The sequence below is a fragment of the Methylorubrum sp. GM97 genome, assembly GCF_024347855.1.
Classification (GTDB): domain Bacteria; phylum Pseudomonadota; class Alphaproteobacteria; order Rhizobiales; family Beijerinckiaceae; genus Methylobacterium; species Methylobacterium extorquens.
Window position 1 is genome coordinate 1237930 of the sequence record NZ_AP025942.1, and the last position, 25521, is coordinate 1263450.

The following is a 25521-nucleotide window of genomic DNA, read 5'->3' on the forward strand; positions in this document are numbered from 1 at the left end:
AAACCACTGGCCCGACGATGCTATTCCGGGCGGCGGGGGAGGACCGGAAAAATCCTGCCCGGCAATTCTTGCCCGGTGCGGGTAAAAATTAACTCCCCGGTAACCATCCCGGCGGTCAATGGGCGTGTCGGTAAGGAAACGTCAACGCCCGTGACCAGCCCCGCTCCCACCCGCCCCTCTCTGCCCCTGCGAGGCCGCGTGTTCCGCGCCGTCTCATTGGCGCCGGAAGCCCCCCTCGCCGAATGGCTCGTCCTCCTGGACGCAGCCCTGAAGCGATCGGCCAAGCTGTTCGACGACAGGGCCGTGATCCTCGACGTCGCCGGCCTCAAAGCCGCGCCGTCCGAGTTGGAGTCCCTGATCGCCGAGCTGTCGGCCCGGAAGCTCCGTATCCTCGGCATCGAGGGTGCGGAGGCCCCGCTGCCCTCGCTCTTGCCGCCGCGGCTCGTCGGCGGCCGCCCCGCCGGCGACGTCTTCGAGGCGCCGGCGTTCGAGGAAGAGAAGCCGGGCGTGTCGTCCCTCACCATCGAGGGCTCGGTGCGTTCGGGCCAAAGCATCGTCCACCGCGAGGGGGACGTGACCGTGATGGGCTCGGTGTCCTCGGGCGCCGAGATCCTCGCGGGCGGCTCCATCCACGTCTACGGCGCCCTGCGCGGGCGGGCCATCGCGGGCGCCGCCCGCAACCCTCGCGCACGCATCTACTGCCGCAAGTTCGAGCCCGAGCTTCTCGGCATCGACCGCCTCGTCCGCACGGCCGAGGACATGGGCACTCACCTGCGCGGTCAAGCGGTCCAGATCTGGTCCGACGGCGGCGCGATCAAAATTGCAGCCTTGGGTTAAGGGGAAACGAGAATGGCCAAGGTTCTTTGTGTCACGTCCGGTAAGGGCGGCGTCGGCAAGACGACCACGACGGCAGCGCTCGGTGCGGCGCTGGCGCAGGCCGGCGAGAAGGTCTGCGTGGTCGATTTCGACGTCGGCCTGCGCAACCTCGACCTGATCATGGGCGCCGAGCGCCGCGTGGTCTACGACCTGATCAACGTCACCAACGGCGACGCCAAGCTGCCGCAGGCGCTGATCCGCGACAAGCGCCTCGAGAACCTCTCCCTGCTGCCGGCCTCGCAGACCCGCGACAAGGACGCGCTCACCGACGAAGGCGTCGAGCGGGTGATGGGCGAGCTTCGCGAGAAGTTCGACTGGATCGTCTGCGACAGCCCCGCCGGCATCGAGCGCGGCGCCCAGCTCGCCATGCGCCACGCCGATGTGGCCGTGGTGGTGACGAACCCCGAGGTCTCCTCGGTGCGCGACTCGGACCGGATCATCGGCCTGCTCGACTCCAAGACCGTCCGCGCCGAGCGCGGCGACACGATCGAGAAGCACCTGATCCTGACCCGCTTCGACCCGGCCCGCGCCGACCGTGGCGACATGCTCAAGGTCGACGACGTGCTCGAGATCCTCTCGATCCCGCTGCTGGCCATCATCCCGGAGAGCCTCGAAGTGCTGCGCGCCTCGAATGTCGGCTGCCCGGTGACGCTCAACAACCCGCTCTGCGCGCCCTCGCGCGCCTACATCGATGCCGTGCGTCGCCTGAAGGGCGAGACCGTGCCGATGGCGATCCCTTCCGACCGTAAATCCCTGATCAACAAGCTGTTCACACGGAGGGCCGCATGAGTGTCCTGACCTTCCTCAAGCCGCGCGGCTCCGGTTCGGTCGCCCGCGAACGCCTTCAGCTCATCCTCGCGCACGAGCGCGTGGAGAACGGGCGGCCCGACCTGATCATCACGTTGCGCGAAGAGATCCTGAACGTGATCGCCAAGCACGTCACGGTCGAGCGCGACAAGGTGCAGATCAAGCTGGAGCGGGGCGAAGGCGTCTCGACGCTCGGCGTCGATATCGAATTCCCCGTCGATGCGGTCATCAAGCCGAAGGCGAAGGCCAAGCGCGCCATCGCCTGACCCGCCGGTCCTCCGGACGAACCACGACCTGCGGCCCCGAACGGGTGCCGCAGGTCTTTTTGTTGGCGGACGGACAGGCGCCCATTCGCGCAAGGACGCCTTGGACGAAGCGCTCGGCCTTGCCGTGCTACCCTGTTCCGGGACAGGCCGCTGACGCTGCGGGCGAACGTCGTCAACGTGACGGGCGACGACCGGGCGCGGCATCCTCGCTCAGGGGACGCCGCGGACGGTGCTGCTCTCCGCCTCGTTGGATTTTTAGAACGCGGGGGCGCTCACACCCGCCGCGTCAGCCGGAAGGCGGGGGCGTGGTCGGGCTGGGTCGTCACCACGGCCGCCGGCAGCACCGGGCGGGCATCGGCTCGCTCGATCCGGAAATGCCCGACGATCCGGCTCAACGCGAGCGTCGCCTCGGTGAGCGCGAAGGCCGCGCCGATGCAGACCCGCGGCCCCGCCCCGAAGGGCAGGTAAGCGAAGCGCGGCACCGGCGGCGCGCCGGGCAGGAAGCGGCTCGGATCGAAGGCGTCGGGGTCGTGCCACAGCTTGCGGTGCCGGTGCAGCAGCCAGGGCGAGATCGTCACGCTGTCGCCGGGCCGGACCGCCTCGCCGGCCAGTTCGTCCGGACCGAGCGCGCGGCGGGCCAGCACGAAGGCGGGGGGGTAGAGCCGCATTGTCTCCTCGATCACCGCGCGGGTGAACGGTTTGTCCGCGCTCGCCGATTCCGCCGCCACGGCTCCTTGCGTTTCCGGCGCGAGCGCGAGGAGGGTGCAGGCCCAGAGCAGGGTCACCGCCGTGGTCTCGTGCCCGGCCAGGATCATGGTGGCGACCTGATCGCGCAGCTCCTCGTGCGAGAAGCCCCGGCCGGTCTCGGGATCGCGGGCGGCCCGCAGCAGGTCGAGCAGGTCGCGCGCCTCGCCCCCGCCATGGCCTCCGACTTGGCGCCCACTTTGCCCCTCGTCGCGGTCGGCGATGACCTCATCGAGGAAGGTGACCCAATCGCGGCGGAAGCGGGCGCGGGCCCGGTCGAGCGGCGTGGCGAAGCGCAAGGGCACGACCAGATCGGTCAGGTGCGGGCGCCCGAGCCGCGCGGCGTAGGCTTCGAGGAAGCCGCGCAGGCGGTCGCCGTGGCGGGCCATGCCGACGGAGAACATGGTGCGCCCGGCGATCTCCAGGGCGAGCCGCTGGAGCGCGGCGAACAGATCGACCGGTCCCCGGGCCGCCGGGCCTTCGAGGGCCGCGACCGCCTCGTCGCTCGCCGACAGGATGTGGGGCACCAACGTCTCGACCGCCCGCGGGGTAAAGGCGGGCGCCAGCGCGCGCCGCTGGTGACGCCACGCCGTCCCCTCGCTGATGAGCAGCCCGTCGCCGAGCATCGGCCGCAGCATGCGGATGGTGATCGGGGTGCGGGCATAATTGGCGGCGTTGTCCACCAGCACGTGCCGCACCAGGTCCGGATCGCTGACGGTGAAGCGCGTGCGCCCGAGCAGCCGTCGGCGGCGCAGGGGCGCCTCGTAGGCGGAGGCCGGCCAGCACGCGATGCCGTTGACCCGCATCGCCGCGATGAAGCGCAGGGTCGGCAACTCCTTTTCCGGCGGCACCGGCACAGGCGGCACCAAGCGCGGCGCCGCGTGGCCGGGCGGAGCCTGCATGTCCATTGCGTCAGTCCTCTCGCGCCCGTGAGCGGGCGCTCGCGAAGCGTTCTAGGCGCTGAAACCCGCCGGGGCGAGTGCGACGGCGGAACGGCCCGGCGATGGGCTGCAAAGCCCCAGCGGAACGACGTGGGCGGATGAAAATTCCGCCCCAGACGTAGCACAGGCAAGCTCAGATCATGGGCTAAGTCTTCGCAAAACCCGCGGAACTTCTCTTTTCGACAGACGTCAACGGTCGTTGATTTCAGAGGAATGTCCTGATTTGGCCGCATCTCCGTCGATCCGCGTCCTCGATCCGTCCCGCTGCCATCTCGGCGAGGGGCCCAGCTACGATCCGGCGACCGACACGGCGTGGTGGGTCGATATCCTGGAGAACCGCCTGTTCGAATTGCCCCTGAGCGAGGGCGCCGGCCCGGCGAAGATGCACGCCCTGCCGTTCATGGCGAGCGACGTCGCCGCCATCGACGCCGACCGGCAACTCCTCTCGGCGGAGGACGGGCTCTACATCCGTACGATCCGCGACGGGCAACTGAGCCTGTTCTGCCCGCTGGAAGCGGAGGATGCCGGCACCCGCTCCAATGACGGCCGGGTCCATCCGAGCGGCGCGCTCTGGATCAGCACCATGGGCCGAGACGCCGAGACCGGACGCGGCGCGATCTACCACGTTGCCGGCACGCGGGTGACGCGGCTGTTCTCCGGCCTGTCGATCCCAAACGGGATCGCCTTCTCGCCGGACGGCGCGACCGGCTACTTCGTCGATACCGACGAGGGCATCCTGCGCCGCGTCGCGCTCGACCCCGCCACCGGCCTGCCCGCGAGCGCGCCTGAGACCCATTACGATCACAGCGACGGACAGGGCGGAATCGACGGCGCGGCGGTGGACGCCGAGGGGCTGATCTGGACCGCGCGCTTCGGCGGCGCCTGCCTCGATGCCTACAGCCCGGCGGGCGAGCGGGTGCGCACCGTGTCCGTCCCGGCGCGCCAGCCCACCTGCCCGACCTTCGCCGGCCGCGACCTCGACCGGCTCCTCCTGACCACGGCCTACGAGGGCATGGACGAGGCCGCCCGGGCGGAGGACCCCGAGCACGGGCGCACCCTGCTCGTGGATATCGGCGTTCGCGGCCTGCTGGAGCCGGCCTTCCGCCTCGGCGCCTGACCTCATCCTAGGGCCGTCTCCGACCTGATGACATCAGGCCGGTGCCTCTCGCTCTTTGTTTTGACGCGCATTCTTCCGACGAACCGGCCACCACGTCGTCGGAATGCGCTCGAGCCCCGAAACCGGGCGGCCGGCCTGCGGCGCCCCAGGAACGACCATGTCCGAGACGATGTCCGATCCGCAGACCCGCCCCTATCAGCCGATCGAGGCCTATGCGCTCCTCAGCAATTGCGAGGGCTGCGCGCTGGTGGCGCGCGACGGGGGCATCGACTGGGCCTGCCTCGAGCGCTTCGACGCCGACCCCTCCTTCTCGCGCCTGCTCGATAAGACGCGCGGCGGTCATTTCACGATCCGGCCGACCGAGCGCTTCGAGACCGTGCGGCAATACTTGAGCCGCAGCAACATCCTCGAGACCACCTTCACCACGCAGACCGGCTTCGTGACGCTCCACGACTTCATGGTCGGGCCGGAGGGCGGCGCGGGCCGGCCGCTTCTGGTGCGCCTCGTTACCGGCGTGTCGGGCTGCGTCTCGATGATCGCCGAGTACCGCCCGCTCGCAGGCTTCGCCGAGGACTTCGCGCCGCTCGCCGTCGAGGGCCACCGCGTCACAGCGCCGGGCTGCCCCGGCCTCGTCGCGGATGCTGACTTCGCCGCGGAGGGCGAGCTGGCCGCCGCGCGCTTCACCCTGGAGGGCGGGCAGGCCTGCGGCTTCGCGCTCTACCTCGACACGCCCCCCGAGACTTGCCCGGACGCCCGCATCCTGATGGAGGAGACGCGCCGCGCCTGGGTGCTGTGGACGGAGGACGCGGCCTATGTTGGGCCGCTGGCGGACGAACTGATGCGCTCGGCGCTGGTGCTGAAGGCCCTGACCTACGAGCCCACCGGCGCGATCATCGCCGCGGCCACCACCTCCCTGCCGGAGGAGATCGGCGGTATCCGCAACTGGGACTATCGCTTCTGCTGGATCCGCGACGCCTGCCTGTCCTTCTACGTGCTGAAGAAATTCGGGATGAGCCGCGAGGCCGAGTCCTTCTTCGGCTTCGTCACCGAGCTGTGCGAGCGGGAAGAGAGCCGCCTGAAGCCGCTCTACAGCATCTCGGGCGAGGCGGAGCTCGAGGAAATCAAGATCGATCACTTCGAGGGCTGGCGCGGCAGCACCCCGGTGCGCCACGGCAACGAGGCGGCCGAGCAGCATCAGGCCGATGCCTACGGCCAAGTGCTCGACCTGCTCTACCTCTACGAGCGCTTGGGCGGGACGATGCCGGAGGCGATGCGCAAGCACGGGGCGCGGCTCGCCGACGTCTCGGCAGCACATTGGCACGAGCCCGATGCCGGATTGTGGGAGCCGCGCAAGCCCGAGGAGCGCTACCTGCACGCGGCGATCATGAACTGGGTCGCCCTCGACCGGGCGATCCACTTGTTCGGCGAGCGTGAGGAATGGTGCCGCGAGCGCGACCGGATCGTCGCCTGCGTCAACGGCGAGGCGATCCACCGCGATGGATACTATCCGCAATATATCGGCGGCGACGACGTCGATGCCGCGCTTCTGATCGCGCCGATGGTCGGCTTCCCCGTAGACGAAGCGGCCTTCGCCCGCACCGTCGATGTGGTGATCGAGCGCCTCGGCCACGGCCCCCTCGTCTACCGCTACAAGAACGACGACGGGCTGCCCGGCCACGAGGGCACCTTCCTGCTCTGCGCCTTCTGGCTCGTGGACGCCCTGCTCTGGCTCGGACGGGACGAGGAGGCGCGCACCCGCTTCCAGGCTTTGCGCGCGCTGCAGAACGATGTCGGCCTCTACGCCGAGGAAATCGCGGAGGACGACACCTTCCTCGGGAACTTTCCGCAGGCTTTCAGCCATCTCGGCTTCATCCACAGCGCGCTGATGCTCGACCTCTACGAGCATGGCGGGCGCGAAGCGGTGCAGGGCACCTACGCCGACCGCTCCCTGCGTGAGACGGATTCGCGCCGGGCGCCCCGTATCGACGGGGCCGAGGCGGCAGAGTGAGAACCGGAATGACGCGTATCGGCTACCACGCCTCACACGAGCAGCACGCCCCCTCCGCCCTCATGCGCCACGTGCGGGCAGCGGACGAAGCGGGGTTCGCCTGCGCCATGTCGTCGGAGCACTTCAAGCCGTGGAGCCGCGCGCAGGGGCATTCCGGCCATGCGTGGTCCTGGCTCGGGGCGGCCCTCGCGACGACGCGGCTTCCGTTCGGCATCATCACCGCGCCGGGCTACCGCCACCATCCGGCCGTGCTCGCGCAATCGGCCGCGACCCTGTCCGAAATGTTTCCCGAGCGCCTGTGGCTGGCGCTCGGCAGCGGCCAGCGCCTCAACGAGGACATCACCGGCCTGCCCTGGCCGGAGAAGGCCGAGCGCAACGCACGGCTCGCCGAATGCGCCGCGGTCATCCGGGCGCTGCTGGCCGGGCAGACCGTGACGCATCGCGGCCGCGTCACGGTGATCGACGCGCAGCTCTACTCGCGGCCCAAGACCCCGCCGCTCCTGATCGGCGGGGCCGCCACCGCGGCGACCGCCCGCGCCCTCGGCGCCTGGGCCGACGGCCTCGTCACCGTGGGGATCGAGCCGGACAAGCTGCGCCCGGTGGTCGAGGCCTTCCGCGAGGGCGGCGGTGTGGGCAAGCCGGTCTTCCTCCAGACCAAGGTCTGCTGGGACCCCGACCCGGCCCGTGCGCTCGCCGAGGCGCATGCGCAATGGTCGAGCAACGCCATCGAGGGCGAGGTGAACTGGGAGATGCGCCGCCCGGAAGATTTCGAGACCGCCGCCCGCTTCGTCCGCCCCGAGGACATGCATGCCTGCGTGCGGATCTCGGACGATCTCGGGCAGCATGCCGCCTGGCTCGGGGAACTGGCCGAGATGGGATTTGCCGAGATCATCGTCCATCAGGTCGGCACCCGTCAGGACGCCTTCATCGATGCCTTCGGCCGCCGCGTGCTGCCCCAGTTCGGCGCCTGACGCCGCCCGGGATCAGAACCGCGCGCGGGAAAAGCGCCCGCGGCCGCCGGCTCCGAACACGCTCTCGATCACAGCCCAGTTGGAGGGGCTGAGGCCGTGCTCGCTCCTTGAGCCGGCGCGGGTCCGCCCGTTCGAGCCGGTCCCTCTCGTCGGCACATTTCCGAAGCGCGAGTCTTGGCGTGCCGGTCATCGGCACGGAGCGCGGCCCCTCGTGACGCCAGATGCGCTGAACCCGGTCCTTGCCCCCGGCCAGCCGGCCGCGTCCAGCAACGCGTTGACACGGCGGTCGCCATCGCGCCCGTACTCGGACGCCAGGGCGACGATGGCTCGGGTTAGCCCATCCGCATCGGCCGGCCCGGGTGGGCACGTAGCGCTGCGGACCCCGGTGCTGCCGCCGATCCGGCAGGCGTAATGGTCGTAAGAGGCCGTACTTCCCTCGGACACCATCGACCGCCTGCCTGCGTCGCTCGGGGGCTACCAGTGTCCCGAGGCGACGTCCGCCAGCACCTGCTTCTTCAGAGATAGAGCGGCTACTCGCCGACGAAGCCGAGCGTTCTGGCGTTCCAGACCTTTCATCGTCTGAGCTTGATCATCCCAGTCCAGAGCCAGCCGGTCAGGTCACCCCTGCGCCGCGTCCGTGGCCTCATTGCAAGCCCGATGCCGCAAAATCCAAAAAGACCAAATTGGGAGTTGACCGTGTGCGTTCGCGAGTGTCAGCCTAGTAGAGCAAGAGGGTTATGATCAAAAAATACGCAAAAGCGTGAGGTTTGATCATACTGCAACGGAATCAGACGAGTCGGGAGCCAATACCAATGGCAACCGATCATCCGATCAAATCCATAAACCGGTCATCGGCTGTGGAACGGCTTTTGCGGAGCGTTCGGCAGCCATGCGGATCCTGGGGCGGTACGGTTGTGCATTGCACAGCACGACAACTCCAAAGATCAGTGAAGTCTTGGTCACAAGAAGTCTTGGCCGCAACCGGCAATGCAAGGGGAATGTAAGATGCGACGCGGCGGACACGGAACGGAACGGGGATCGGCTCGGCCCGGACGAATGGCATGGGCGGCCGGCACGCTCCTCGGCGCCCTGGCCTTCGGCCTGCCCGTGAGCGTCTCCGCGCAGCAGCCCTCGCCGGTGGGCCAGTTCAACGATCAAACCCAGCCGCGCACCGATCCGCGCATCGCCGAGAAACCCAGCGATCCCGTCCGCGTCGGCCCGCTGGCGCCCTGGGCCACCCACATGGCCGAGCGCGGGCTCACCTTCGACATCAACATCTACAACTTCTACCAGGCCAACCCTTCGGCCGGCCTGCGCACCGGAGAGCAGTCGAACTCGACCTACTTCGTCCTCTCCATGACCGCCGACATGCAGCGCATCGCCAACATCAGTGGCGGTACCATCAAGTTCACGCAGACTTTCTTCGGTAACGTCCGCAACCTCAACATGGCCGCCGATATCGGCGACACCACGGTCGGCTATCAGCCGCCGTTCAACCCCAACAACAACCGCCTCTCGCTGCTCACCTACCAGCAGAAGCTCCTCGACGACCGCCTCGTCATCGAGGTCGGCCGCACCCACCCCGATCGCTACTACGGCCTGCCGCCGTGCAACTCGATCAATTCCTGCTTCCAGGACCTGTTCTACATCAACGCCGGCTTCACCTCGCCGCTCTACGCGGTCTGGGGCGCGAACGCCGCCTACCAGCTCTCGCCCACCAGCTACGTCCAGGCCGGCGCCTTCTCGGTGAACCCCGGCACCAACGCACTGTCGGGCTACGATTTCGGCTACGAGCGGCTCTCGGGCGCGCTGGTGATGACCGAGATCGGCACCAAGACCGACTACACCATGACCGCCTATCCCGGCCGCGCCTCGCTCACCGGCTTCTTCAACACGGCGGATCACGACGACAACTTCAAGACGGTGTTCGGCACCTCGAAGGGCCTGAACCCCGGCGCCCCGGTGCTGCAGAAGTCGGGCACGTCCGGCATCGTGCTCACCGGCACGCAGACGGTCTGGCGCGCCGACGGTGGCCTCGTCGCCAACCCGCACCCGACGGCGATCTCGCTCTACACCGGCACGGGCTACTCGTTCGACCCGACGGTGCCGATCCGCTTCAACTCGTTCGTCGGCGTACGCCTCGACGCGCCCGACCAGAGCCGGCCCAACGACAGCTACGGCCTGAAGATGAACTGGCAGCGCTTGTCGGAGAACTACACGCAGTTCCTCTCTGACGCGAACTTCATCTCGGGCGGCTCGGGCGCCCCGTATTCGCGCGACAAGTTCGTGTTCGAGGCCAATGCGCATTTCGACGTCGGCGCGGGCGTGATCATCGAGCCGGTGGTCCAGTACGTGGTCAACCCGAACTCGTTCTGGAACCCCTTCACCGCGCGGCGCGCCAAGGACGGCTTCTACGCCGGCGCCACCCTCGTCGTCCCGCTCGGCACCCTGCTCGGCCTCGCTCCGGGCTAGCCCTCGTCCCGAACACACGGCCTTCCCCCGCCCTGTGCCCTCCCGGTTTCGGCAACCGGGAGGGCTTCCATTCCTGCGATTACCGATCAGCCACGCCGGTCTCGGGCGTCCTGCAGACGGCGCAGGAAAACGGCGGCGCGTGCGCCGCGCTCGACCGCGTCGTCGCAGCCCCCGCGGATGACGATGCGCCGATCCCGAACCGTGATCTCGTCGGAGACCGGGATCACCGGTGCCTGCCGGTCCGGATGGAAATCGGCCGCGATCCCCTGCGGGCCGCCGCTGAGGCGGATGATGCCGAGAGCGAGGCAGCCGATCCGCAGGCGCGCCAGGGTGAACAGCGCGTCCACCGATTCCGGCAGGGGGCCGAAGCGGTCCTCGATCTCGTCGCGCAGCGCGTCGATCTCGGCCTCCGCGCGCAGGCGCAGGAGACGCGTGTAGAGGCTCAGGCGGATTTCGGGTTCGGGGATGTAGTCGGCAGGCACACGGCCGTTCAGGCCGATCCGCACTTCCGGGCTCCAATCCTCGGCCGCCTCGCCCTTGGCCGCGCGCAGCGCCAGTTGCAGCAGATGCTGGTAGAGACCGAGCCCCACGAGCTTGACGTGGCCGGACTGGTCGTCGCCGACGAGGTCGCCTGCCCCGCGCAGGTCGAGGTCACGGGCGGAGATGGCAAAGCCCGCCCCGAGCCGGTCGAGCGCCTCCAGCGTGCGCAGGCGCTTCTCTGTCGAGGGGCTGAGCGGCTTGTCGGGATGCCCGAACAGGTACACCACCCCGCGCCGCTGTCCGCGCCCGACGCGGCCGCGCAACTGGTGCAGTTGCGCGAGGCCGAACCGCTCCGCGTCCCAGACCAGCATGGTGTTGGCCCGCGGCACGTCGAGCCCGCTCTCGATGATGCTGGTGGCGAGCAGCACATCGCCGTTGCCGTCGGCGAAGCGCACCATCGCGTCGTCCATCTCGGCGGGCTTCATCTCGCCATGCGCCGTCACCACGTCGAGCCCCGGCACGAGCGCGCGCAGGCGCTTGGCCATCGGGGCGATGTCCTCGATGCGCGGGCAGACCACGAAGCTCTGTCCGCCGCGGCGGTGCTCGCGCCGCAAAGCCGCGGCCAGCGTCGTCTCCTCGAAGGGGGCGATCACCGTGCGGATCGGCTGGCGCACCGCCGGGGGCGTGGCGATCACGCTGAGGCTCTGCAGGCCGACCATCGCCGCCTGGAGCGTGCGCGGGATCGGTGTCGCGCTTAGCGTGAGGATGTGGGCGTCGCCCGCCGCCTTGCGCAGGCTCGCCTTGGTCTTGGCCCCGAAGCGCTGCTCCTCGTCGATGATGGCAAGGCCGAGATCGTGGAACGACACGCCGCGCCCGGCGAGCGCCTGGGTGCCGACGACGAGGCGGACGCTGCCATCGGCCAAGCCTTGCTTCACCCGCTTTGCCTCGGCGGGGGAGACGAGGCGCGAGAGATGCGCCACCTCGATGCCGAACCGGGCAAACCGGCGCCGGAACGTCTCGACATGCTGGCGCACCAGCACCGTGGTCGGCGCCATGACGGCGACCTGCCGCCCGGCAAAGATCGCCGCCGCCGCGGCGCGCAGGGCCACCTCGGTCTTGCCGAAGCCGACATCGCCGCAGACGAGCCGGTCCATCGGCATCTCGCGGGCGAGGTCGGCCAGCGTCTCCTCTACCGCCCCGGCCTGATCGCCGGTCAGCGGATAGCCAAAACCGGCCGCGAAGCGCTCCATCTCGCGCTCGGGCGGCACGATCTGCGGGGCGTGGGCCTCCCGACGCTCCTGCGCGGCCTTCAGCATCGCCCGCGCCGCCTTGGCGAGCGTCGCCTCCGCCTCCAGGCGCCGCCGAGCCCAGGTGCCGCCGTCGAGCCGGTCGAGGGTCACGGCTTCGGCCTCCGAGCCGTAGCGCCAGATCCGGTCCGCTTGGCTCACGGGCACCATGAGGATGGCATCATCGGCAAAACGCAGGCGCAGGGCGTCTTCCTCGTCCTCTTCGCTAGCGCGGATCGCCTCCAGCCCCTCGAAGAGGCACAGGCCGTGATCGCGGTCGATCGCCACATCGCCGACCCGCAGCTCGACCTCGCCGATCGGCAGCACGGCGGCCCGTCGCCCCGCACCCGCCGCCAGAGGGCCGAACAGATCGGCCGCAGCGATCACCGTCGCCCCGGCCTGCGGCACGTGAAACCCCGCTTCGACCGGCATCTCGATCGCCAGCATCGCGCCGGGCTCCGCCGCCTCGACCTCGGCCCAGCCATCGATCAGGCGCACGGTTCGCTCGTCGGCCGCGGCGGCCGCCCGCACGAGGCGGCGCAGCGGCGCCTTGGGGCCGGCAAGCACGACGCGCTCGCCCGCTTTCAGCGCGGCGCGCAGGGCTTTGGCAAAGGCGGCCTCGGGGCGGCGCTCGCGGACGAAAACCGGTCCTGCGATCCGCTCCGCCTCGGCGCTCGTCGCCGCCGCAAGGCTGCGTGCCTCGGCCAATTTCGCCCATTCCTTGGGCGCGAGATAGAGATCCGGCGCGGGCGTCTGTTGGGATCGGTCGTCCTGCCGGCTGCCGGAAGCTGACATCGCCCCTTCCGCCTCGCGGCCCTCGGCGATCTGCTCGAAGAACGCGGCGGCCCGCTCCTCCACCCCGGCCTCGACGACGAGGCGCGCCTCGGGCACGTAATCGAGCATGGTCACGAGCGCGGGATAGAATCGGGCGAGCCGGTGCTCCTGCCCGGTGAAGGGCTCCAGGGCGAGACTCGAATTCGGGTCCAGGATGATTTCGGTGGCCGGGTCGATCACCAGCCGCTCGGTCTCGACGCGCGAGCGCTGCGACACCGGATCGTAGGAGCGGATCGCGGTGATGCGCGCCCCGTCATGCTCGACCCGACAGGGAAGCGGTGCGGCGGCCGGGAACACGTCGATGGTCCGTCCCCGGACCGCCACCTCGCCGGGCTCATCGACGCGATCGTCGAGGATGTAGCCGAGCCGTGCCAGTTGCGCCGTCAGTTGCTCCGCATCGAGCGGCTCGCCGACGCGCAGCTCGATATGGGCCGATTCCCACGTTTCCGGCGGGGGCACGCGCTGCAGCAGCGCCGGGGCGGTGGTCAGGACGATGTCCGGATGTGCGCGGTCGTCGGTCAGCCAGCGCAGCACGCCCGTGCGCGCGCCCATGACCCCGCGCGAGGGCGAAGCGCGGTCGAAGGGCAGGCAATCCCATTCGGGATAAACAGCCACCGTCCGCTCCGGCGCCAGCGCCCGCAGGACCGCGGCGATTTCATCGAGGCGGCGCCCGTCGCGGGCCACGTGGATCAACGGCCGCGCGGCTTGCGCGAAACCGAGCAGAGCCACCGCCAGGGCTCCCGTCGGAACGAGCGGGGCAACGCCCCCATCCGGGCTCGCATCCTGATCGTCTCGGGGCTTGGCGGTCCTGGATTGTGCCATTTTTATTCCGTCGAACGACTTCCGGGGTCGGCTCCCAGGAACGCCGCACGGCCTGCCCGCGGTTCCTGTTCTGCGTCACCATCCCCGGTTTCCACCGCACTTCCCTGGGGACCGCTGGGCCAGCCGGTGCGGGAGGGCCCGGCCGCAGGTTCGGCCGTCCCGTGGCTCGACACCGCTGCGCAGCTGGGCGACTCACAGGCCACGGCCAGCACCCGTCGCTCAGACACAGACGCCCCCGATGTTCGGTCCCGCGTTGGGGAGCGCTCGTCGCAGCGAGGCTACTTCGGGAGGGTGCGATCCATGTTCCACAGGTTGAAGGCGCGCTCGCCGAGCATCGTGTCGAGGCCTTCTTCCTGGATCTCTTCCGGCACCCGCAGCGTGCCGAAGCGATCCAGGCCCGTCAGGATCATGAAGGTGACGAAGGAAGCATAAGCACCGACGACGAGGACGGCGAGAAGCTGAACCCCGAACTGCTGCAGGCTCGCCGAGACTTGGTTGATATGCGAACTGGCCATGATGCCGATGAGCAGGGCACCGGTCAGGCCGCCGACGCCGTGGGCGCGCCAGACTTCCAGCGTGTCGTCGATCTTCAGCCATTTCTGGACGTACTTCGCAAAGTAGCAGGCCGTCGCGCCGATGGCGCCGATCGCCAGGGCGGCGATGGGCTCGACATAGCCGGAGGCCGGCGTGATCGTCGCGAGCCCCGCCACCGCGCCGACGAGCACGCCGGAGAAGGACGGGTGCTTGGTCTCGCGCCATTCCCAGAACATCCACACCAGCATGGCGATGGAACCGGCGAGCATGGTGTTGGTGAAGGCGTAGGCCGCCAGCGCATCCGCCGCATAGGCGCCGCCGGCATTGAAGCCGAACCAGCCGAACCACAGCAGACCGGCGCCGAGAGCGACCAGGGGCAGGCTGGCCGGCGCGGATTCGGATTCGCCCGCCGCCACCCTGCGTTTGCCGAGAAACTTCGCCGTCGCCAGCGCGGAAAATCCCGCGGAGGTGTGAATGACGATCCCGCCGGCGAAATCGACGACGCCCAGCTTGGCCAGGAAGCCGCCGCCCCAGACCCAGTGCGCGGCCGGCACATAGACGAGGATGGTCCAGGCCGTGATGAAGAACAGGTAGGCGCCGAACTGGAAGCGCCCGACGAAGGCGCCGGTCATCAGGGCCGGCGTGATGATGGCGAACATCATCTGGTAGGCAAAGACCATGATGAAGGGGATGTTCGGAGCGTAGACCGGATTTGGCTCGATGCCGACCTCGTACATGCCGAAGTAATACGCGAAATTACCGATCGTGCCGCCGATATCAGGCCCGAAGGCGAGGCTGAAACCTCCGAACACCCAGATCACGCCGACCACACCGATGCAGACGAAATTCTGGATCATGACGGACAGGACATCGCGCTGTCTGACGAGGCCGCCGTAGAAGAGGGCCAGAGCCGGCGTCATCATGAGGACCAGAGCGGTGCAGATGAGGATGAAGGCCGTGTCGCCGGCATTGATGCCTTGCATCGCGTGCTCCTAGATCTGTGCTTCTCGGAAGAGGGGCGTGTCGGCGCTTGCGATGCGCGGTATCGTCGTTCCGGATCAGGACGCTCCGGGGCGTCACCGTGCGGTTCCGGCTGCGTGGACCGGAACCTTGCCCGGCGCATTGCCTTGATCGTCGATCATGGGATCGGCGACGGGCCCGTGCGGATGGGGCGCCATCAGCTTCTTCGGCGCGATGAACAGGTACATCGTCAGCACGTAGGGGGCGGTGAAGGACGGGATGCCCGCCGGCGCGACCATGACGTCGAGGGCACCCTGGACGAAGACGGTCATCACGGTCGCGAGACCGGCATAGACGGCCACCCGCGGCGAGGGCGTCAGGAAGACGACGCCGACGGCCATCGCCGTCAGAACCGGGCTGAAGCCGTAGAGGCCCTGGCTCACGGCCTTGGGATCGGCACCCATCGCGATCGCGACGATCATGCTGATCAGCGATCCGGCGGCGGCGGCGATTCCGGCCGGGACCGAGGCGATCAGGATGCCGGCCAGGATGATGACGCCGCTGACGGCGCTACCCAGCAGGTAGACCTGCGCGATGTTGCGGAAAAAGATCGCGACGAGGTCCATCGGCGCCGGAATGCCGGTGAGGTTAGGCACGACATCGCCCGCGAGCTTGGGGGCATCGCCCGTCACGTGCAGGCCGCCGAAGGAATAGGCTGCGGCGACCATCAGCCAGCCCGTCAGCACGAAGGGGCCGGTCGAGCCGGGAATGCCCCATTTGCCGGTGAGCGTCGCGCTGAAGGCGGCGGTGAAGACCGTGCTCGCAGCCGCGCCGATCACGATCGAGGCCCAGAGTTGGGGCGAAGCTGCAATGAAGGTCGGAAGCGCGGCGCCGACGAGAACGCCGTTGAATCCGTAGAGACCGGAGGAGACGGAGGGGTCGTCGCATTCCAGAAGTCGTGCGGTCAGCGTTGCGACGAGGACGCCGATCGCCGCCCCGATCGTGGTGGCCCAATTGCCCGTCACCGACGAAGCGTAGGCCATCGCGGCGAAGAACAGCACGCCCGTCAGGGCATTCTCAATGAAGAAGACTTGGCTCGTCCCGCGCAGCGACTGGACGAGGAGGTTGCTGTTCGCTCGCGGCATGGATCCGGTCCTCGCTCAGCGCCAGTAGGGTTCGGCGGGAAGAGACCGGTCGCGCGCCTCCTCGCGCACGATGCGCCAGAACCGGCGAACCTCGTGACGCACGTCGTAGGTCTCCACGCCGACGGCGCGCAGCATCAGCCCGGCGGCGTTGGGCAGGCGGCTCACGCCGGACAGCGCCCGCGGCGCCTCGATCGGGAAATGGGGCTCGAACCGTTCCTTGATGCGCGCGGCCGTCTCGGGAGGGGTGACGCAGAGGATGTTGGCGAAGGCGTCGAAGCCGCGCATCGCCGCCGCGAAGGCGATCGTCGGATCGCCCTTCTCGATCAGGATCTTTTCCGCGAACAGCTTATGCCCGCCGGGTCGGCGCAGGTTCACATCCATCGACAGCAGGTCGAAGCCGAACCGCTCCTCGACATGATGATGCTTGCGGCCGGCGAGCACCATCTCGCCGTAGAGCAGGGTGGCGTCCGCTGCGACGACGAGGTCCGTGCGCGAGAGGAAGCGCGAGCCGCGATAGGGTATGGTGAAGTCCGGCAAGTACTCGAGGTAGCCGCCGGCCGCGACGGTCACGGTCTGGTGCTGCGAGGCGTAGTTCGCGTCCATGCAGTGAATGCGGTTGGCGCCTTGGGTCGAGACGTGCGCGCAGGCGCCCTCCCCTACCGCGATGTCGATCGTGTAGCGGTCGCCCTGCAGGATGCCGCCGCCGACCGAGATAATCGGGCAAACCGGCAGTTCCGGCATCGCCTCGTCCCAGTAGAGCGCCTGCTGCACCAGCAGCGGGGCGACCCGGTAGAGGTCGTGGAGCACGGAGCGCCCGTCGCGCAGCGAGAACCCGAGGCGCAAGCGGCCGACCTTGCCGGGCGCGCCCGCCCGCATCTGCGCCGGCTCGGTCTGGAAACCGCGCAGTTCGCGCGCCGCGTCGATGAGGCCGAGGGGCTCGTGCAGGGTCATGGTCTCACGCGCTCGCCGCGAGCGGAGGACGCGTCCTCACATCGAACAGCGCCATGTCGAGAATGAGCTGGAGGAGGTCGTCGACACCCTCGCCGGTCTTGCAGTTGGTGAAGAGGAACGGCTTCTTGCCGCGCATGAGCTTGGAGTCGCGCGCCATGACTTCGAGGCTCGCGCCGACATAGGGGGCGAGGTCCTTCTTGTTGATGACGAGGATGTCCGACTGGCAGACACCGGCGCCGTTCTTGCGCGGGATCTTGTCGCCGGCGGCGACATCGATCACGTAGATGTAGAAGTCCGCCAGCGCCGGGCTGAAGGTGAGCGTGAGGTTATCACCGCCGGATTCGATCAAGATCACGTCGCTGTCGGGATACTTGTCTTCGAGCTCCTCGACCGCGGCGATGTTCATCGACGGATCTTCGCGGACCGCCGTGTGCGGGCAGGCCCCGGTCTCGACGCCGACGATCTTCTCCTCGATCAGCACGCCGTGGAGGGTCCGGCGCACCTGCTTGGCATCCTCCGTCGTCACGACGTCATTGGTGATGATCAGCGGCTTGATCCCCAGCGCGATCAGGCGCGGCGTGATGGTCTCGATGACGGCCGTCTTGCCCGAGCCGACCGGGCCGCCGATGCCGATACGGGTGATCTTCTTCATCTCGATTTCCTTTGCCGCACTCAATTCATGAACAGGCGGACATGGACCGTGGTGTGATGAGCAACGAGCACGTCGAAGACCGGCGCGAAGGCGGCCATCTCGTTGAGGGCGAGATCGCGCACGGCGAGGTAGTCGTCCTCGGCGCGGCCCTGGGCGGCGAACAGGATGCGCTGGGTCTCGAAATGGTCGATCCGCATCAGCCGGAGCGCGGCGCTCAGGATCATTGAGGCCATGCCGTATTGGTGGACGACGAAGGCTTCCGTCTCGTCCGCGCCGAGATGTGCGAGGGTGATCGCCTGACCGATCGGCAGGCAGCCGGGGGTGGCGTCCGACCGGATATCCGCGAGCCAGCGCTCCAGCACCGGCGAGGGGCTGATCTTGAGCGCCAGCTCCGCGAGCTTCTTGCCCATCCGCGTCAGCATCAGCTGCTGCTCTTCCCCGACGCGGCGGCAGAGCAATTCCCGGTCGGCCGTGACGATGCCGGGATAATCCTCCGCCAGGGTGGCGCGATGGGCGTGCAGCAGCGCGACGCCATCCACCCGGGCGTTCTGGTGCAGGACGAGTTCGACGAAATGCAGCAGGCTGCTCGCGTCGGTGACGATCCCCGTCTGCAGCGCGGATTCGAGGCCGTTCGAGAAGGCGAAGGAGCCGATCGGCAGCGTCGAATCCGAGAATTGCAGCAGGCGCGTGAGATGAGCCATGCCGCGCGGTGCGAGACGGGCCCTCGGCTCACCGTGCCGCATCACGCCACCGGATCGTGGTGATGATGCGCGTGCGGATGGCCATGATCGTGCGCGTGATCATGCTGGACATGCTGGTCATGAGCCTGTGCAGCGTCGTGACCGTCATGATGGTGGTGTGGGGTGGCGTCGGCGCCGGCGAAGAGCAGCCGCACCTCCTTCGCGTCGAGCTTGGCCGCCACCTCCTCGCCCGGGGCGAAGCGGGTCTTCACATGGGCGAAGGCGTGCTGATCCGCCCCCACTGAAGTGGTCCGCCCTGAGGTATGGCTTTTGAGCCAGATGAGGACGGACAGATGGGAACGAAGCGGCACAAGCCGGAAGACGTGGTCGCCAAGCTGCGGCAGGTGGATGTTCTGGTCTCGCAGGGCCAGAGCGTGGCGGAGGCGATCCGGGCCATCGGCGTGACGGAAGTGACCTACTACCGCTGGCGCAAGGAGTACGGCGGCCTGAAGAGCGATCAGGTTCGACGGATGAAGGACCTGGAGGTTGAGAACCAGCGGCTGCGCAAGGCGATTGCGGATCTCACCCTCGACAAGCTGATCCTGCAGGAGGCCGCTCGGGGAAACTGACCAGCCCCGCGCGCCGACGCGCCTGCATCGCGCATGTCATGAACGTCCTAGACGTCTCCGAGCGCCGCGCCTGTCGGGCGCTCGGGCAGCATCGCTCGACGCAGCGCAAGGTGCCGCGGGGAAGAGAGGATGAGGCCGCGCTGACAGCCGACCTCGTGGAACTGGCTCGCCAGTACGGGCGCTACGGCTACCGGAAGATCGGTGCATTGCTGAAGGCGGCGGGCTGGTTCGTCAACGACAAGCGGGTCGAACGGATCTGGCGGCGCGAGGGGCTGAAGGTCCCGTCTCGGCAGCCCAAGCGCGGCCGCATCTGGGACGGGGATGGTTCCTGCCTGCGATTGCGGGCGGAGCGTCGCGATCACGTCTGGTCCTACGACTTTGTCGAAGCCCGCACGCACGAGGGCCGCAAGTTCCGGATGCTGAACGTGGTCGATGAGTTCACGCGGGAGTGCCTAGCGATCCGCGTCGCACGCAAGCTGAAGGCGGCGGACGTGATCGACGTGCTGTCCGACCTGTTCATCCTGCGCGGCGTGCCCAGCCATATCCGCTCGGACAACGGTCCGGAGTTCATCGCCAAGTCCGTGCAGGCCTGGATCACCGGTGTCGGCGCCAGAACAGCCTACATCGCACCCGGCTCGCCATGGGAGAACGGTTACGTCGAGAGCTTCAACGCACGACTACGGGACGAGCTTTTGAACGGTGAGATCTTCTACACGCTCAAGGAGGCGCAGATCGTGATCGAGAGTTGGCGTCTACACTACAACAGCGTGCGCCCGCACGCCTCGCTCGGCTACCGACCACCGGCCCCGGAGGTGTTCGTGCCGGCCTTCACCGCTTGGCCGGCTGCGCTCACTCGGTCGGCTCCGCCGGCCAAGCGACCCGTGGAGCAAAGGCCGACCCTGCACTAACTTAGAACTTGGACCACCGCGTGGGGGCCGATCAGGGGCGCCGAGTTGCGACGCAAGAGTTGCAAGGATCGCTCCGCCCCGCATTGGAATGCTCGATTTTAGGGCTGCTGCTCCGGCTGCGATGGCCTCCGGCCATCGTACGATGTGAAGCTCAGAAGCCACTGGCCTCGAAGACGTTTCGCGCCTGATGGACCGAAGACTTGGTGGCCGGCAGGACATGCCACGCCGTATCAGCACCGATGCTCTAAGGGAGGCAATTTTACCGAGACGGTTATCGTCAAAAGATGCTGCGACCGAGATTGCGGGGGCTGCTAAAGGCTGCAACATCTCGATGAGACGTACGAATACGAAAAATTCCTATCTTGTGCCTGCCCACAATTTGCAGTTTAGTAGCGCCCGGATCACTGAGTGCCTAGGTTGCAAGATGTCGCCGCTTCTGACGCGCCTGCTCGCATCGGCCAGCGCACTCGGCGTGAGTACGCTTCCGAGCCATGCGCTCGATCCGACCGCAGTTGAGCTGGAGGAACTACAGGTCACCGCGCAGGGCGGTTCCGCAAATTCCGTTGCGGCGGTTGCGGGACCGGCCGCGAACCTGAAGACCCAGATCTCACCATCGGTCCTGGCCCTGCCGGGCAACAGCACGGTGATCGATGCCGCGGAGATCGCGCGCCTGCCGGTGCAAAGCTACGGCGACCTCTTCCGTCCCGTGGCAGGCTTCGATGTCTCGAATTACGGGCAGGGCGGGGTCGGATACGGCATCGCCCTGCGCGGCTTCAGCGATGCCGAGCACGGTCGCGACGTCGCCGTTTTCATCGACGGGGTGCCGATCAACGAGGTCTCCTCGATCCACACCCCGAACTACGTCGATCTCAATCCGCTGATCCCGGAGACCATCCGCTCCATCAGCATCGTGCGCGGCCCGTTCTCGGTCGAAGCGGGCGACGCCAATCTCGGCGGCTCGATCTTCATCGAGACCAAGCGGGCCGAGCCCTTCTCGACCGTCGGCGCATCGGGCGGCTCGTTCGGTACGTGGCGGGGGCTTGCCACCTTCAGCCAGATCGGCCCGGGGATCCAGCCCTTCCTCGCCTACGAGGGCTACGGCACCGGGGGCTATCGCGAGAACGGCGATCTCGGGCGCTACAACGCCTTCAACAAGGTCACCATCCCCCTCGATCTCGGCTCCAGCCTGTCGCTGCGGGTGCAGATGTACGGCACGGGGTTCGGGCAGCCGGGCTACCTGGAGCGCGACCGCGTGCGCGCCGGTCTCGTCTCACCGCGGGCCGCGACCAACATCACCGATGGCGGCGGCAAGACCCTGCAGACCTTCGTGGCCAACTACGTCAACGGGCTTCCAGACGACGAGCTGTCGACGCTTCTCTACGCCAGCCACGACGTGTTCAGCCGCTTCTCGGATTTCGGCGCCGGCCAGCGCGGACAGGTCGAGGAACGGGAGACCGTGGGTGGCCGCATCCGCAAGGTCTGGACGACGAGCCTGTTCGACGTGCTGCCGACCCAAGTCCTCGTCGGCGGCGATTGGCGGAGCGACGCGCTCGACGTGAACACCGGCCCCTCGGTCGCGCGCACGTTCACCGCACGCACCCTCGATCTCGATCTCTCGCAGCACAACCTCGCGGCCTACGCGCAGGTGCAGGTCAAGCCGGCGCCCTGGCTGAAGCTGACCGGCGGCGCCCGCTTCGACCAGTTCTTCTACGACGTGCGCAACAATCTCGACCCGGCCCTGTCGCCCAAGGTCAGCCCCAACGTGGTCTCCCCCAAGGGCGGGGCGGCGCTCACGCCCTTCGACTGGCTGGAGCTGTTCGCCAATTACGGCCAGGGCTTCCGCAGCCCTTCCGCTTCGAGCGAATTGACGAACAATCCCCGCCTCACTCCGCTGACCATCGAGAGTACGGAGGGCGGCGGCCGCCTCGTATTCGACCGGTTCAGTCTCCTCGGCACGGTGTTCTTCACCGACATCGCCAACGAGGTCTTCCAGCCCGCACCCGGCCTGCCCGTGCAGAACCTGGGCAAGTCCCGCCGCGACGGCTTCGAAATCGAGGCGAAGGTGCTGGCCTATCGTGAAGGCCTCGACCGCGTGGCGTTGTTCGCCAACTATTCGGGCGTCTCGGCCCGACTGCTCAACGGCGCGCCATCCATCTTCATCCCCAACGTGCCGGCGTATCTTGCCACCGTCGGCGCCGAATTCGACGTCGCCGCGCCGGCCGCCCTGTTGCCCGGCGGGCGCCTGACCGGTGCGGCCTACCTGTCCTACATCGGTGCCAAGCCGTTGACCGAGGACGGCGTATTGCATTCCTCGCCCTATCCGCGCGTCAGCGGCCGGATCGCCTACGTCCACCAGAGCGGCTGGACGACCTACGGGCAGGCCACCTGGTATCCCGGCGACCGCACGAGCGAGAGCATCTTCAACTTCGGCTCGTCGGTCTCTGCCTCGGCCGCCGAGATCGTCACCAGCCCGCAGCCGCGCCTGACGCTGCTGGCCGGCATCACCTCCAGCTTTGCAACAGGAGCACCTCTTCGATGAGACGAACCGTCATCCTCACCGCGCTGCTCGCCTTCACCGCACCGGCCGCCGCCCACGACCTCTGGCTCGACCCGGCCGGCAACGGCGTGCAGATCCTCTACGGGCATCCCCACGAGCCGGAACTGCCGAGTGCTGGCAAGCTGATGAGCCTGACCGCCTACGAGCCGTCCGGCGCGGTGGCCCTGAATGCCAAGCTGCAGACCGGCGCAATGCCCGCGCTCAAAGCCGCGCATCAGGGCGACGCGCTGTTCGCCGCGGCCTACGACAACGGCTACTGGGTGCGCTTGTCCGACGGCGGCTACCGCAACGCCAGCAAGCGGATGCTGCCGCAGGCCGACAAGAGCCTCTGGTCGGTGAAGTTCGCCAAGGCCGTATCCGGCCCGACGGCCCCGTGGGACAAGATCGTCGGCCAACCGCTGGAGATCGTCCCGCTGGAGGAGCCGGCCGCGGCTTCGGGCCAGATCCGGGTGCGGGTGCTGTTCGAGGGCCGTCCGCTCGACGGCGCCAGCGTGGTCGCCACCGACGGCGTGAACTTCAAGAGCGAGGCGGATCAGGCCCGCGCCACGACGGATGCGGACGGCGTGGCGGTCGTCTCGCTGCGCAGTGCCGGTCCCCAGGTGCTCGGCGTGGCGCACCGCGTGAGCCCCTCGCAGACGCCGGCGCTGGCCGATGCGGACAGCTACGGCGCGACGCTCGCCTTCACCGTGACCGACCCGAAGTCCAACTGAGCGCGAGGCTCCCTTGAGATCAGGCGGCATCGGCTCTCAAAGCCTTCGCCGCCTCGATCAAGGTCCACGACGCCGAACGGCATCGCTTGCTCGCCCAGACAGAGCGAGGCCTTACGTCTTCAAGACTGGTGAGGGCTCACAGGCCGCAACGAGAGGCGAGGCGCTTTACGGCGTCCGCCAAGAGAGCGGATGAACTCATGGCGTCGCAGCGCGGTGAGCGTTCATCGCCCTGAGGCACGGGGATGTGGCGGGTGCGTTCGGAGAGCACCGCCACGCGAGCGGAGTTCGCCTGAATTCAGGCGAACTCCGTCGATCCGCTGCGCTCCCGGATTGATGCTGCCGTGCTCGCATCACGGGGCGGTTCCAGGCGAGGACTTTCGGATCGGCTGCAAAGGAAGAAGCGGATGCAGGCCGAAGACTCGGCATGCCGTGCCGAGGACGAGACCGCGGCGACGCAGGTGCGCCGGGTCGACCGCGACGAACAACACGCAGGCTGGTGGGCTTCTCGCACGTGCGGTCGTTCCGGGCGGTCTGAGGGCGGCCGCGATACGCTCTCACGGCCTCCCAACGCGGAAGCTCTCGCCCAGCGATGCAGCGCGAAGCGGATGCCCGGCGGAGTGGGTCACGACCCGCACTCGGCCGTCCGCAGATAGTATGGCCGAACTCAAAAACGCGGGCCTGACCCGCGTTCCATGTTGCGGCGCAACATAAGGAGTTAAGGCTCGTTGTATGGAAGCTACCCTCGCATCGTTCGGTGAGGGACGGCACCGGGTTATTCGCTCGCTGGGCGAAGCTGCGGTGTTGCCACCTCTCTGAAAGCTCCTTCCAGATGCGCTTCGCAGCCACTCTCACGACCGTAGCCCTAGCCCTCGCGCCGCTTCCGGCACTGGCTTCCTCCTGCGCTCAGCAGATCGGAACCATCGAGCGCCGCCTCGACAGCGCGGGTGCCGTCGAAATCTCTGGTCTGCAGGCGGGGCATGCTCTCCAGGCCGGTTCACCCCGGGCCGTGCTGGCTGCGCGTTCCGATGCCCCGAGCGACCCTGAGATGATCCCGACCGCAAGCCGCGTGGCAGGGGCTCGGATCCTGATCATCCGCGCGAGCGACGAGGACCATCGGGGCGATCAGCGCGCCTGCGAGAACACCATGACCGAGGCCAAGGGCATGATCGGCGCCCTGCCGTAGTCAATCCCGTCGCCGTCGGCCGATCCCTTCTCGAAAGCACCGCGATGACACTCCTCGCAGACGCGTCGACGACGAGGTCGGGGCTGGCCATCGACCGGCCGCGCGCGCTCGCACGCCGGTTCGGCAACGCTGCCGGGAGCCGAGCTTACGACTTGCTCGTTCCGTCCGGGTATAAGGGAGCTCCCCTGCCGCTAGTGGTGATGCTGCATGGCAGCTCTCAATCGTCGCGCGACTTCGCCATTGGCACGGGGATGGATCGGCTGGCGGAGGAGCAGAGCTTCCTCGTTGCCTACCCCGACCAACCGAGGTCGGCCAATCTCGGCAAGAGCTGGAACTGGTTCAGGAATGAGGACCAGAAGCGCGACGAGGGCGAGCCGTCCATTCTCGCCGGCCTGACGCGCGAGATCATGGCCGCGTTCAATGTCGATCCCGCGAGGGTCTACGTCGCTGGCCTGTCCTCAGGTGGGGCTGCCGCGGCGGTCATGGCGCTGGCCTACCCGGACATCTATGCTGCCGTGGGCATACACTCTGGGTTGGCGGGTGGTTCGGCAGGCTCGATGTCCGTGGCCTTCTCCACGATGCGCCGAGGCGCCTTGCTCCGTCCGCATCAAGCAACGCATCCGCTACCGACTATCGTCTTCCACGGAGACCGCGACACGACCGTCTCACCGGTCAACGGCGATCAGGCCATCGCCCAGGCGCAGCCCGATGGAGACCTGAACATCACCACCGTCGATGGGCGTTCCGATGGCGGAATGGCGTACACGCGAACGATCCTGACTGAACCGGATGGCAAGTGGTCGTCGGAACAGTGGGTCCTGCACGGCGGTGGTCATGCCTGGGCCGGCGGCCACCCGTCCGGCTCTCACACTGATCCGACCGGTCCTGATGCCAGCCGCGAGATGCTGCGGTTCTTCATGACACACGCGAAGGACGACGGAGCGTACTGACACTGACTGCCCGTCCGGATGAAACAGCCCGAAGCGGT

At 68.2% G+C, this 25521-nt stretch carries 20 protein-coding genes and 1 pseudogene; 13 read left to right on the forward strand and 8 right to left on the reverse strand.

Annotated elements, in window-relative coordinates; translation table 11 throughout:
• Window positions 1–198 precede the first annotated feature (198 nt).
• From minC to minE, 3 genes are read left to right on the forward strand one after another with little or no spacing between them, the layout of a single operon-like run.
• Complete coding sequence (gene minC, locus MSPGM_RS05815; RefSeq protein ID WP_003602601.1) at window positions 199–837, forward strand: septum site-determining protein MinC; 639 nt, start codon at window positions 199–201, stop codon at window positions 835–837.
• Window positions 838–849: 12 nt separating this feature from the next.
• Window positions 850–1665, forward strand: a complete 816-nt coding sequence (gene minD / locus MSPGM_RS05820; protein WP_003602600.1) for a septum site-determining protein MinD — start codon at window positions 850–852, stop codon at window positions 1663–1665.
• Window positions 1662–1949 carry a cell division topological specificity factor MinE gene (minE, locus tag MSPGM_RS05825; RefSeq protein WP_003602598.1) on the forward strand — a complete coding sequence of 96 codons (288 nt, stop codon included), beginning with the start codon at window positions 1662–1664 and terminating at the stop codon, window positions 1947–1949. Before minD ends, minE begins: the two co-directional genes overlap by 4 nt.
• 272 nt (window positions 1950–2221) lie before the next feature.
• Here minE and MSPGM_RS05830 read toward each other — a convergent pair whose 3' ends face one another.
• Window positions 2222–3601: a cytochrome P450 gene (locus tag MSPGM_RS05830; RefSeq protein ID WP_003602597.1), complete on the reverse strand. Its 1380-nt coding sequence runs from the start codon at window positions 3599–3601 to the stop codon at window positions 2222–2224.
• A 256-nt stretch (window positions 3602–3857) separates the two neighbouring features.
• Between MSPGM_RS05830 and MSPGM_RS05835 the strand changes: the two genes are divergently transcribed.
• The 3 genes from MSPGM_RS05835 to MSPGM_RS05845 all read left to right on the forward strand — a co-directional run bounded on the left by MSPGM_RS05835 (window position 3858) and on the right by MSPGM_RS05845 (window position 7730).
• Complete coding sequence (locus MSPGM_RS05835) at window positions 3858–4751, forward strand: SMP-30/gluconolactonase/LRE family protein (protein ID WP_012752304.1); 894 nt, start codon at window positions 3858–3860, stop codon at window positions 4749–4751.
• A gap of 157 nt (window positions 4752–4908) precedes the next feature.
• Window positions 4909–6759: a glycoside hydrolase family 15 protein gene (locus MSPGM_RS05840; RefSeq protein WP_012752305.1), complete on the forward strand. Its 1851-nt coding sequence runs from the start codon at window positions 4909–4911 to the stop codon at window positions 6757–6759.
• 8 nt (window positions 6760–6767) lie between these two features.
• Window positions 6768–7730, forward strand: coding sequence for a TIGR03885 family FMN-dependent LLM class oxidoreductase (locus MSPGM_RS05845; protein ID WP_261926197.1), 963 nt, complete (start codon window positions 6768–6770; stop codon window positions 7728–7730).
• A 163-nt stretch (window positions 7731–7893) separates the two neighbouring features.
• Here MSPGM_RS05845 and MSPGM_RS05850 read toward each other — a convergent pair.
• Window positions 7894–8321 (reverse strand): annotated as a pseudogene (locus MSPGM_RS05850) (IS3 family transposase); the annotation flags it as partial.
• Between the two features lie 465 nt (window positions 8322–8786).
• On the opposite strand from MSPGM_RS05850, the gene MSPGM_RS05855 reads away from it, so the two are divergent.
• Window positions 8787–10202, forward strand: a complete 1416-nt coding sequence (locus MSPGM_RS05855) for a carbohydrate porin (RefSeq protein ID WP_003606044.1) — start codon at window positions 8787–8789, stop codon at window positions 10200–10202.
• Window positions 10203–10288: 86 nt separating this feature from the next.
• On the opposite strand, the gene MSPGM_RS05860 is transcribed toward MSPGM_RS05855, so the two are convergent.
• From MSPGM_RS05860 to MSPGM_RS05885, 6 genes are all read right to left on the reverse strand, one after another.
• Window positions 10289–13624: a helicase-related protein gene (locus tag MSPGM_RS05860; protein WP_043765906.1), complete on the reverse strand. Its 3336-nt coding sequence runs from the start codon at window positions 13622–13624 to the stop codon at window positions 10289–10291.
• Between the two features lie 278 nt (window positions 13625–13902).
• The gene (locus tag MSPGM_RS05865) at window positions 13903–15141 is read right to left on the reverse strand and encodes an ammonium transporter (RefSeq protein ID WP_056501932.1); all 1239 of its coding nucleotides are present in this window, start codon (window positions 15139–15141) and stop codon (window positions 13903–13905) included.
• Between the two features lie 93 nt (window positions 15142–15234).
• A complete protein-coding gene (gene yut / locus MSPGM_RS05870; protein ID WP_012752308.1) occupies window positions 15235–16263 on the reverse strand; it encodes an urea transporter in 1029 nt (342 codons plus the stop codon).
• A gap of 15 nt (window positions 16264–16278) precedes the next feature.
• Window positions 16279–17214 (reverse strand): urease accessory protein UreD, encoded by a 936-nt coding sequence (locus tag MSPGM_RS05875; protein ID WP_012752309.1) that lies wholly within the window; start codon window positions 17212–17214, stop codon window positions 16279–16281.
• A 4-nt stretch (window positions 17215–17218) separates the two neighbouring features.
• Entirely contained in the window at window positions 17219–17866 is a 648-nt protein-coding gene (ureG, locus tag MSPGM_RS05880; protein WP_012252936.1) for an urease accessory protein UreG, read from the reverse strand.
• Between the two features lie 20 nt (window positions 17867–17886).
• A complete protein-coding gene (locus MSPGM_RS05885; protein ID WP_012752310.1) occupies window positions 17887–18567 on the reverse strand; it encodes an urease accessory protein UreF in 681 nt (226 codons plus the stop codon).
• Window positions 18568–18629: 62 nt separating this feature from the next.
• Between MSPGM_RS05885 and MSPGM_RS05890 the strand changes: the two genes are divergently transcribed.
• The 6 genes from MSPGM_RS05890 to MSPGM_RS05915 all read left to right on the forward strand — a co-directional run bounded on the left by MSPGM_RS05890 (window position 18630) and on the right by MSPGM_RS05915 (window position 25483).
• Complete coding sequence (locus tag MSPGM_RS05890) at window positions 18630–18851, forward strand: hypothetical protein (RefSeq protein WP_261926198.1); 222 nt, start codon at window positions 18630–18632, stop codon at window positions 18849–18851.
• Window positions 18852–18899: 48 nt separating this feature from the next.
• Window positions 18900–20083, forward strand: a protein-coding gene (locus tag MSPGM_RS05895) for an IS3-like element ISMex5 family transposase (RefSeq protein ID WP_209688052.1) whose coding sequence is annotated in 2 segments (ribosomal slippage) — window positions 18900–19164 and window positions 19164–20083 — 1185 coding nt in all. Because the reading frame shifts where the segments join, the coding sequence is not laid out codon by codon here.
• 424 nt (window positions 20084–20507) lie between these two features.
• Complete coding sequence (locus MSPGM_RS05900; protein ID WP_012752317.1) at window positions 20508–22622, forward strand: TonB-dependent receptor; 2115 nt, start codon at window positions 20508–20510, stop codon at window positions 22620–22622.
• Entirely contained in the window at window positions 22619–23350 is a 732-nt protein-coding gene (locus tag MSPGM_RS05905) for a DUF4198 domain-containing protein (RefSeq protein ID WP_012752318.1), read from the forward strand. Before MSPGM_RS05900 ends, MSPGM_RS05905 begins: the two co-directional genes overlap by 4 nt.
• Before the next feature lie 829 nt (window positions 23351–24179).
• Window positions 24180–24533, forward strand: a complete 354-nt coding sequence (locus MSPGM_RS05910; protein WP_012752319.1) for a hypothetical protein — start codon at window positions 24180–24182, stop codon at window positions 24531–24533.
• Between the two features lie 44 nt (window positions 24534–24577).
• A complete protein-coding gene (locus MSPGM_RS05915; RefSeq protein WP_012752320.1) occupies window positions 24578–25483 on the forward strand; it encodes an alpha/beta hydrolase family esterase in 906 nt (301 codons plus the stop codon).
• The last annotated feature ends 38 nt before the right edge of the window (window positions 25484–25521 follow it).

Bases quoted from the DNA above. Each gene is read 5' to 3' on its own strand.
- minD (WP_003602600.1), top strand. From the start codon at position 850: ATGGCCAAGGTTCTTTGTGTCACGTCCGGTAAGGGCGGCGTCGGCAAG.
- minE (WP_003602598.1), top strand. From the start codon at position 1,662: ATGAGTGTCCTGACCTTCCTCAAGCCGCGCGGCTCCGGTTCGGTCGCC.
- MSPGM_RS05830 (WP_003602597.1), bottom strand. From the start codon at position 3,601: ATGGACATGCAGGCTCCGCCCGGCCACGCGGCGCCGCGCTTGGTGCCG.
- MSPGM_RS05840 (WP_012752305.1), top strand. From the start codon at position 4,909: ATGTCCGAGACGATGTCCGATCCGCAGACCCGCCCCTATCAGCCGATC.
- MSPGM_RS05845 (WP_261926197.1), top strand. From the start codon at position 6,768: ATGACGCGTATCGGCTACCACGCCTCACACGAGCAGCACGCCCCCTCC.
- MSPGM_RS05855 (WP_003606044.1), top strand. From the start codon at position 8,787: ATGGCATGGGCGGCCGGCACGCTCCTCGGCGCCCTGGCCTTCGGCCTG.
- MSPGM_RS05860 (WP_043765906.1), bottom strand. From the start codon at position 13,624: ATGGCACAATCCAGGACCGCCAAGCCCCGAGACGATCAGGATGCGAGC.
- MSPGM_RS05865 (WP_056501932.1), bottom strand. From the start codon at position 15,141: ATGCAAGGCATCAATGCCGGCGACACGGCCTTCATCCTCATCTGCACC.
- yut (WP_012752308.1), bottom strand. From the start codon at position 16,263: ATGCCGCGAGCGAACAGCAACCTCCTCGTCCAGTCGCTGCGCGGGACG.
- MSPGM_RS05875 (WP_012752309.1), bottom strand. From the start codon at position 17,214: ATGACCCTGCACGAGCCCCTCGGCCTCATCGACGCGGCGCGCGAACTG.
- ureG (WP_012252936.1), bottom strand. From the start codon at position 17,866: ATGAAGAAGATCACCCGTATCGGCATCGGCGGCCCGGTCGGCTCGGGC.
- MSPGM_RS05885 (WP_012752310.1), bottom strand. From the start codon at position 18,567: ATGGCTCATCTCACGCGCCTGCTGCAATTCTCGGATTCGACGCTGCCG.
- MSPGM_RS05890 (WP_261926198.1), top strand. From the start codon at position 18,630: ATGATGCGCGTGCGGATGGCCATGATCGTGCGCGTGATCATGCTGGAC.
- MSPGM_RS05900 (WP_012752317.1), top strand. From the start codon at position 20,508: ATGTCGCCGCTTCTGACGCGCCTGCTCGCATCGGCCAGCGCACTCGGC.
- MSPGM_RS05905 (WP_012752318.1), top strand. From the start codon at position 22,619: ATGAGACGAACCGTCATCCTCACCGCGCTGCTCGCCTTCACCGCACCG.
- MSPGM_RS05910 (WP_012752319.1), top strand. From the start codon at position 24,180: ATGCGCTTCGCAGCCACTCTCACGACCGTAGCCCTAGCCCTCGCGCCG.
- MSPGM_RS05915 (WP_012752320.1), top strand. From the start codon at position 24,578: ATGACACTCCTCGCAGACGCGTCGACGACGAGGTCGGGGCTGGCCATC.